An 8,494-nucleotide genomic window follows, 5' to 3' on the forward strand; every position below is an offset into this window, starting at 1 on the left:
GCCCATAGCGAATCACTATCATAGGGAGCGGGTCGGGAGTGAGAGGTGACGATGTTGACTCGCACATGGACTCGGTGGCTGCTCATGCACGGCTTCCTGCGGACCTACCTCCGGTGGTCGGCGCGTCGTGGTGAGCCGCTGGGGAATCTCGCCCTCTACCCGGACAGCTTGCTCGGCTCATCGCCGCATATCGAGGACATCCGGCGGCAGGGCCGGATTCCCCAGATGTCGGGGGTGCACATCACCGCAGATTACGAAATCTGCCGACTCGTTCTCCGAGACCGGCGCTTCGGTGTGGTCTCGCCCAATCATCCAGCCCTGCCGAAGCCGATCCGCTGGATGCTGGCCAAGACGGATCCGGGACTTCCCAACCTCGGAGAACCGCCCTCGATGCTGGTGACCGATCCGCCGGATCACACCCGGTACCGGCGCATGGTCGGGCACGCATTCGGCCCGAAGGCGATCGCGACGCTGGAGGAGCGAGTTGCCGAAGTGGCCAATGACCTGATCGATCGCCTGGATTCGAATCCTCGACCCGATCTGATCAGCGATTTTTCCGCGCAGATGCCGGTCACGATCATCGCCGAAATTCTCGGGCTGCCGGAGGAGATGCATTCGACCCTGCTGAAATGGGGAGACTCGGGTGCGCCGCTGCTCGAACGAGGCCTGGCCTGGACCACCTATCGCGACGCCGTCAAAGACCTGGCCGAAGTCAAACAGTACTTCGACCAGCACCTCGATCGGCTCACCGCCGAGCCGCGCGATGACGTGCTCAGCATGCTGGTGGCGAATGACGAACTCACCCGCCGCGAGCAGGAGGCCAATGCGGCCCTGCTCCTGGATGCCGGATTCTTGACGACGGTGAACATGCTCGGCAACGGAATCGCCTTGCTGACAAGCCATCCGGACCAGCTGGAACTGCTGGCCGCAAGGCCGGAGCTGTGGCCGAACGCGGTCGAGGAAGTCCTGCGCTACGACGGTCCCGTGCGGATGACCGGCCGGGTCGCGAACTGTGACGTCGATATCGATAATCAGCACATCAGATCGGGTTCCCTGGTCCTGCTGTCATTGGCCGGAGCCAACCACGATCCCACGGTCTTCCCCAACCCCGAGCAATTCGATGTGACCAGGGACAACGCCGCGGAGCATCTCGCGTTCAGCAGCGGGATACACGGCTGTCTGGGAGCCCGGCTCGCCCGGCTGGAAGGCGCCATCGCGCTGCGAGCCCTTTTCGAGCGGTACCCGGATCTGCGCCTGGACGGCCCGCCGATCCCGCATCCCCTGCGAAACCTGCACGCCTACCGCTCCATGCCCGCCAAGGTATACGCCGACTAGCAGTGCCCCCTCCAGCGGGAATGTGGCCCCAGGAAGTGCAGGTGGTCTCCACCTTTGGTGGCTATTCGGCGTAACCGCCGACCCGGAAGATTCTTTTCCAAGTAGTGCGACAACTACCCAGCAAATCTGTCGCACCTGGTACACGAATCAAATCCCGGGAGTTCACGAATGCAGTCCACCTTCGTCGCGCACATTCGCGAGCAGGCCGCTACCTATGGCGACACTCGGCGCTACACGTATCTGCGCGAGCAGGGCCGCGAATTGATCGAGCAGCCGGCGAGCTATCGCGAACTCGACCGCGATGCCCGGGCGATGGCGGTCTGGCTGTCACAACGCCCGGAGGCCGACCGGCCGGTGCTGCTGCTGTATCCCCCCGGACTCGAATTCCTGCGGGCCTTCCTCGGCTGCCTGTATGCGGGCGTGATCGCGGTACCTGCCCCGGTACCGCACGATGCGCGCAGCATGCAGCGGGTGGCGGCGATGTTCACGGACACCGGGACCGGTTTGGTGCTGACGACCGGTGAATTCCGGGATCCGCTCGCCGCCTGGGCCCGGGAGGCGAGCGTGCAGGTGTCGGTCGCCGCGACCGATACCGCCGAGCTGGGTGATCCGGAGGCCTGGGTGATGCCCGAGATCGATTCCGGCGCAGTCGCATTCCTGCAGTACACCTCCGGCTCCACCAGTGCGCCCAAGGGTGTGGTGGTCACCCACCGCAATCTCGTGCACAACGCGGCCGCCACCAGTGCGGTCCTGAACGCCACCGATCTCGACACCACGGTCGGATGGCTGCCGCACTTCCACGACATGGGGTTGATCGGCATGCTGCTGCAGCCGATGTACCACGGCGCGAACTTGGTGTTCATGTCACCGATGACGTTCCTCAAACGACCGGTGAGCCTGCTCGAGACCATCCACCGCTACCGCGCCCGCGCCACTGTCGCGCCGAACTTCGCCTACGACCTGATCGCCCGGCGCGTGAGCGACGCGCAGCTGGCGGAGCTCGACCTGTCGTCGCTGCGGGGGGCGCTCGTCGGTGCCGAACCGATCCGGCCACGGACCCTCGAGGCGGTGATCGAGCGGCTGGGCCCGGCTGGATTCGCCGCCGACATCTTCGCCCCCGGCTACGGCATGGCCGAGGCGACGCTGATCGGGTCCATCAGCCCGCCCGGGCGCCCGCTCGAGTATCTGACCGTCGATCCGGCTCAGCTCGAAGCCCACCGGCTGGTGCCGGCCGAGCACGGAATCCGCCTGGTCGGTAACGGGCCGGCAGTAGCGGGAATGGAGATCCGGATCGTGGATCCGCACACGCTGCAGGCGCTGCCCGATGGTCGGGTCGGCGAGATCTGGATCACCGGAGACAGTGTGGCACAAGGCTATTGGAACCGACCGGAAGAAACACGCGAGAAGTTCGGTGCGCGCATCGCCGGGCACGGACCGTACCTGCGCACCGGCGACCTCGGCGCGATCCATAACGGCGAAATCTTCGTGGCCGGCCGGCTGAAGGACCTGATCATCGTCAACGGCCGCAATCTGTACCCCCACGACATCGAGGAAACCGTCCGCGCGGAGCACCCGGCACTCACCGACTCACTGGGAGTCGCACTGGCCGTGGAAACCGGCCGGCAGGAGCGGTTGCCGCTGATCCAGGGCGTGCGGACCACCGCATTGGGCGCATCGACCCCCGCCGAACTGGCAACCCGCATCCGCGCCACCGTGGCCGCGGCGTTCGACCTGCCGGCGCCGAATGTGGTGCTGGTGGAGCACCGCAGCGTGCACCGCACGACCAGCGGCAAGGTGCAGCGCAGCTCCATGCAAGCGGCCTTCTTCGACGACACCATCGACTCGGTGCTGCACGAACAGATCGAACCGTCCGTCCAACGGCTGCGCACCCGCGCACTGGCCACCCTCGGCTGATTCGACAGCCGAAACCACAAGGGGATCAACACGATGCACACGCACACGGCTGCCGGTGCGGCAGCGCCGATCATCGAGTGGCTCGTCGAGCGGGTCGCCGGCTATCTGGACCAGCCCGCCTACAGCGTCGACACCATGCTGCCGCTGGCCGAACTCGGCCTGGACTCCGTATCCGCGGTGAGCCTGTGCGGCGAGGTCGAGGACGAGTGGGATCTCGAACTCGACGCCACCGTCGTGTTCGACTATCCGACGATCGCCGAACTGGCCGGATTCATCGCGAACGAGGCCGGCCTGCACCGTGAGTGGGCGGCATGAGCGGTCAAGGCTCGGAGGCGGCAGCACAGCGTAACCACGCAGAGCCGCCGCGCATGCCCGATCGACACAGCATGACCGATATCGCGATCGTCGGCCTCGACTGCCGGTTCCCGCAGGCGCCGAATGCCGAAGCGTTGTGGGCGTTGCTGATGGCCGGCGCCGATGCCGTCACCGAGGTGCCCGAGCAGCGCTGGCGGGCAGGCGAATTCCACGATCCGGCGGGCGGACCGGGATCGGTCAACAACCGCAGTGGCGGATTCCTTTGCGATGCCGACGCATTCGACCACGAGTTCTTCGGCATCGCTCCGCGCGAGGCGCAAGCGATGGATCCGCAGCAGCGGCTGCTGCTGCAGGCCGCCTGGCGGGCGTTCGAGGACGCCACCCTCGACCCCCGCCGCCAGTCCGGGTCGAATACCGGTGTCTTCGTCGGCGTCATGGCCAACGAGTGGGCAACCGTGCACATGCGCGACTACACGCGCATCACGCCCCAAATGGGTTCGGGTAACGGCTATTTCATGACCGCGAATCGGATCTCCTATCAGCTGGACCTGAAGGGCCCGAGCCTGGCGATCGACACCGCCTGCTCGTCCTCGCTGGTCGCGGTGCACCAGGCGTGTGTCGCACTGTCGGCAGGGGAATGCGATCAGGCTCTCGCCGCCGGGGTGAACATCACCGTCACGCCCGCGCTCAATGTCTTCTACACCCAGGCCGGCCTGTCGGCCCCGGACGGGCGGTGCAAGCCGTTCAGCGGCAAGGCCGACGGCATCGGCCGCGGTGAGGGTGTCGCGGTGGTGGTGCTGCGGCGGCTCGCCGATGCCCTGGCCGAGGGTCTGCCGATCCACGCGGTGATCAAGGGCAGTGCGGTGAACAACGACGGGCGCAGCAACGGCATCACTGCGCCCAATCGCTGGGCACAGCAGCAGGTGATCGCCGAGGCCTACCGGCGCGCCGGCGTGTCCGCGGAGCAGGTCGCCTTCGTCGAGGCACACGGCACGGGAACGGTTCTCGGCGACATGATCGAGGCCAAGGCGCTGGGCGCGGTGCACGCAGTCGAGCGGCCGCAGCCGTGCGCGATCGGGTCGATCAAGGGCAACCTCGGCCACACCGAGGGCGCGGCCGGCATCGCCGGCCTGATCAAGGTGGCGCTCAGCCTGCGCCACCGCGTCGTCCCGCCCACCAGGTTCGCCGCCGACGAGAATCCGCGGCTGCGGCTGGCCGCCCACGGGCTGCGGCTGCTGCATGAGCCGATGCCGTTGCCGGACGGCCCGATTCACGGCGCCGTCAGCAGCTTCGGCATGGGCGGGACCAATGCGCATATGCTGCTGGCCGGCGCTCCCGCGACCAGCGTTCCGGCGGCGACCGACGGCGGCGGCGTGCTCACCGTCTCCTCGAACGACCGGGATGGTCTGCGGCGCAACGCCGTCCGGCTCGCCGACCACATCGACCACGATCCCGCCGCCCTGAATCGGCTGTGCTGGTCGAGCAATCTCGTGAAGTCCTCCGGCCGGCATCGGCTGGCGTTCGCGGTCGGCGACCGGACGGATTGCCGCGATCGTGGTGGTGCTGCTGGCCGCGCTGGCCGCGGTCGTCGTCCTGCCGGCGCTGACGAGCCTGCTCGGATCCCGCGTCGATGCCCTGGCATTGCGCCGCCGCCGGGATCGGCTGGCGCAGCCGTCGCGATTCTGGCGGCGCACCGCGATGGCCGTCACGCGCCGGCCGCTGCGGGCCGCGCTGGGAGTCATGGCGCTGCTGCTCCTGATGGGAATCCCGTTCGCGCACGCACAGTTCGCGACGTCGGACGAGCGGGCGCTGCCGGCCGACTCCGCTGCCCGGCAGGTCACGACACCGATCCGCGACGACTACCCGGCGGACATGTCCAACGCCGTCACCGTGCTGTCCGATCACGACCCGCAAACGCTGGAACCGCTCGCCCGGCACGTCTCGACCATGCCCGGCGTCCGCCACGTCGACGGCGCCTTCGGGCGGTACGAGGGTGGCGTGCTGGTGACCGCACCCGGGCCGGCTGCCGCCCGGTTCCTCTCGGGGACAACCGGATTCGTAGAGGTACAGCCGTCGACGACCGTTCAGAGCCCGGCTTCGCAGGCTTTGGTGCGCGCGATTCGCGCACTGCCGGGGGACCATTCGGTGGGCGGGCCGACGGCGTCGCTGATCGACAGCCGCGCCGCGATCACCGGCCGGCTGGCACCGGCGCTGGCGATCATGGCCGGAGCGACACTGGTGCTGCTGTTCCTGTTCACCGGGAGCATCGTGGTGCCCATCAAGGCGCTGGTGCTGAACATCTTCATGCTCTCGGCCGTACTGGGCGCGCTGGTCTGGGTGTTCCAGGACGGTCACCTGGCCGGGCTGCTCGGTTTCACCCCGGCACCGCTCAACATCGCGATGGTGGTGCTGCTGTGCTGCATCGCATTCAGCCTCTCCGTGGACTACGAGATCTTTCTGCTCGGCCGCATCAAGGAGGCACACGACGCCGGCGCGGACACCACCGCGGCCACCATCGAGGGCCTCGGCCGCGTCGGCCGCATCGTCAGCAGCGCGGCGGCCCTGCTCACCGTGACACTGCTGTCGTTCGCGACCGGCCTGTCGTTCATGCAAATGTTCGGTATCGGCACCGCACTGGCCGTCCTCGTCGACGCCACCTTGATCCGCGGCGTGCTGGTCCCGGCCTTCATGCGGATCGCCGGCGACCTGAACTGGTGGGCGCCACGACCATTGCGCCGGCTGCACGCCCGCATCGGCTGCAAAGAATCGTCGACCAGCCCACGGGTGCGGCCACCGATGGTCGCCGAAGCGATCGCCATCGACAGGCCGTCGAGCGACAGGTTCGGTCGCAGGACAACTCGCGGGATGATGCCCCTTCGCGCGGCACTCGGTCGGCAGAGGTTGTGCGGCCACACTCCCGATAAGACGGTCTCGAGCCGGAGCTCGAGCCGGTGACAGCTCGACAACTCGTCGATCACGGCCGGACATCATGCCGCGCAACCGAATCCGACACGCGGCGAACGAATCACAGCGACATGAGACACCATCTGAGCCCGCTGGTACAAGGAAGTTCGATAGTCAGAGATCGTTCGGATCGTGGTGTTCTGCGCGTCGCGGCACCGCGAAGAATCCCGCGAAGACGGCGGCGAGAATTCCTACGCCCCACCACAGCGTGAGCCCGAACGTACGGGAGAAGTTCTCGGCGTTGGCCTTTTTGCCTGCGTCGCTGAGGATTTCGGTGATCCGATCGGGCTTTCCAGGCTGGGCGGACGGACCCTGGATCGCCTGGCAGCTCGGAGGGGTCTCGGCGGGGTTGGTGCCGGCCGATCTGTCCTGCACGCATGCCCGGAAGCCGGAGAGGATCTGCGTCTGCGCTTGTGTGTTCAGGCCGGCCGCGGTGAATTCGGTGCGGACCTGGGGTGCGACCACGTCGACGCCGCGGCCGGAACCACTGTCGAGCTGGGCGAAGAAGACCACGCCGGCGAGTGCGACCCCGAGTGCGATGCCGAGCTGCTGAGCGGTGTTCAGCAGACCGGACGCCGAACCGGCATCGTCCCCGGGGACCTCGGCCAGCACGAAATCGATGGTCGGCGAGACGACCAGGCCGAAGCCGAGACCCGAAATGGCCAGCGGCGCAATCATTTCCCACGAGGTAATCGCGGGACCATAGTGCCACGCGGCCCACACGTAGCCGGCGAAGCCCGCCGCATTGAGCAGTGCTCCCGCCATCAGCACTCGCCGCCCGTACCGGGGTACGAGCACCTCCACGGAGATGCCTGCCGCCGCCGCAGCGCCGACAGCGAACACGCCGAAGGTCAGACCGGCCCGCAGCGGCGACCAGCCGAGGCCGACCTGCATGTAGAGCGTCCAGACGAGAAAGAAGCCACCGAGCGCGATCCAGAAGATCAGCCAGAGCAGACTGCCGATCGAGAACGACCGCCGCCGGAACAATCCGAGCACGATCAGCGGTGAACCGATCGTGCGGGTTCGCCGGTTCTCGTGGACGGCAAGGACCGCAAGCATCGCGACCGCGCCCGCCATCATGACGAAAGTCCAGGCCGGCCAGCCGAATCGGCGTCCCTCCGTGAGCGGGTACACAAGCATCGCGATCGCGGCCGTGGCGAGGGTGGCGCCGACGAGGTCGAGCTTCGGAGCGGTCGCGGACCTCGATTCGCGCACCACGAACAGGGCCGCCACGACGGCCGCGATCCCGACCGGGACGTTGACCAGAAAGATCGGCCGCCACTGGAGGTCGAACACATTCCAGTCGACGAGCACACCACCGACGGTCGGCCCGACCACTGCCGCCGATCCGACCACGGCACCGAAGATGCCCAACACCCGGCCGCGCTCTGCGCGCGGGAATGTGACGTGGATGATCGCGAGGATCTGCGGCACCATCAGCCCCGCGCTTCCGCCCTGGAGAAACCGCGAGACGATGAGCATGCCGGGGCTGACGGCGATGCCGCACAGCGCCGAGGCGGCGGTGAACCCGGCAACGCCCGTCAGGAACACCCGGCGGCGGCCGTAGATATCGCCGAGCCTGCCACCGGTGATAAGAACTGCCGCGAACGCCAGCACGTATCCCGCGACGATCCATTCGAGCTGCGCATACTGCGCCCCGAGGTCACGTTGGATGCTCGGCACCGCGACATTGACGATGGTGGAATCCAGCAGATCGATGAACCCCGCGACGAGGACCACGGCAAGCGCGATCCAACGTCTGCGGTCGGGCGGCGTGCTGGGTGCAGAGTGGCCGCAGTCGGGTGAATCCGCATCGTCACGGTCGTGCTGTATGGCGGCACACCTGCCGTCCGGTCGGGCTTGCGGCATCGCCACGTGGGTTATTTCCGTACGGTGGCGAGACTCATCAGGGACGGGTCGAAATGCCCCACCGGCCCCTTCCCCGCGGGCACAGCACGCCCCAGAG

The 8,494-nt window shown here is 67.6% G+C and carries 5 protein-coding genes and 1 pseudogene; 5 read left to right on the plus strand and 1 reads right to left on the minus strand.

Annotation, left to right across the window (positions count from 1 at the left end; genetic code table 11):
• The first annotated feature begins 51 nt into the window (after window positions 1-51).
• The 5 genes and pseudogenes from ACFXHE_RS41375 (at window position 52) to ACFXHE_RS41395 (ending at window position 6,519) form a co-directional block, all read left to right on the plus strand.
• On the plus strand, window positions 52-1,335 hold the full coding sequence (locus ACFXHE_RS41375) for a cytochrome P450 (protein ID WP_379390779.1): 1,284 nt from the start codon (window positions 52-54) through the stop codon (window positions 1,333-1,335).
• A gap of 168 nt (window positions 1,336-1,503) precedes the next feature.
• Window positions 1,504-3,249 (plus strand): fatty acyl-AMP ligase, encoded by a 1,746-nt coding sequence (locus ACFXHE_RS41380; RefSeq protein ID WP_379390781.1) that lies wholly within the window; start codon window positions 1,504-1,506, stop codon window positions 3,247-3,249.
• A gap of 33 nt (window positions 3,250-3,282) precedes the next feature.
• Entirely contained in the window at window positions 3,283-3,564 is a 282-nt protein-coding gene (locus ACFXHE_RS41385) for an acyl carrier protein (RefSeq protein ID WP_379390783.1), read from the plus strand.
• Window positions 3,565-3,635: 71 nt separating this feature from the next.
• Window positions 3,636-4,958: pseudogene (locus ACFXHE_RS41390) on the plus strand (beta-ketoacyl synthase N-terminal-like domain-containing protein); the annotation flags it as partial.
• 160 nt (window positions 4,959-5,118) lie between these two features.
• The gene (locus ACFXHE_RS41395; protein ID WP_379390785.1) at window positions 5,119-6,519 is read left to right on the plus strand and encodes an MMPL family transporter; all 1,401 of its coding nucleotides are present in this window, start codon (window positions 5,119-5,121) and stop codon (window positions 6,517-6,519) included.
• Window positions 6,520-6,642: 123 nt separating this feature from the next.
• Here the strand turns inward: ACFXHE_RS41395 and ACFXHE_RS41400 are convergent, their stop codons facing one another.
• Complete coding sequence (locus tag ACFXHE_RS41400) at window positions 6,643-8,268, minus strand: MFS transporter (RefSeq protein WP_379390787.1); 1,626 nt, start codon at window positions 8,266-8,268, stop codon at window positions 6,643-6,645.
• Between the last annotated feature and the right edge of the window lie 226 nt (window positions 8,269-8,494).

Origin of the sequence: Nocardia sp. NPDC059229, from assembly GCF_042754165.1 — a bacterium.
Lineage (GTDB): Bacteria > Actinomycetota > Actinomycetes > Mycobacteriales > Mycobacteriaceae > Nocardia.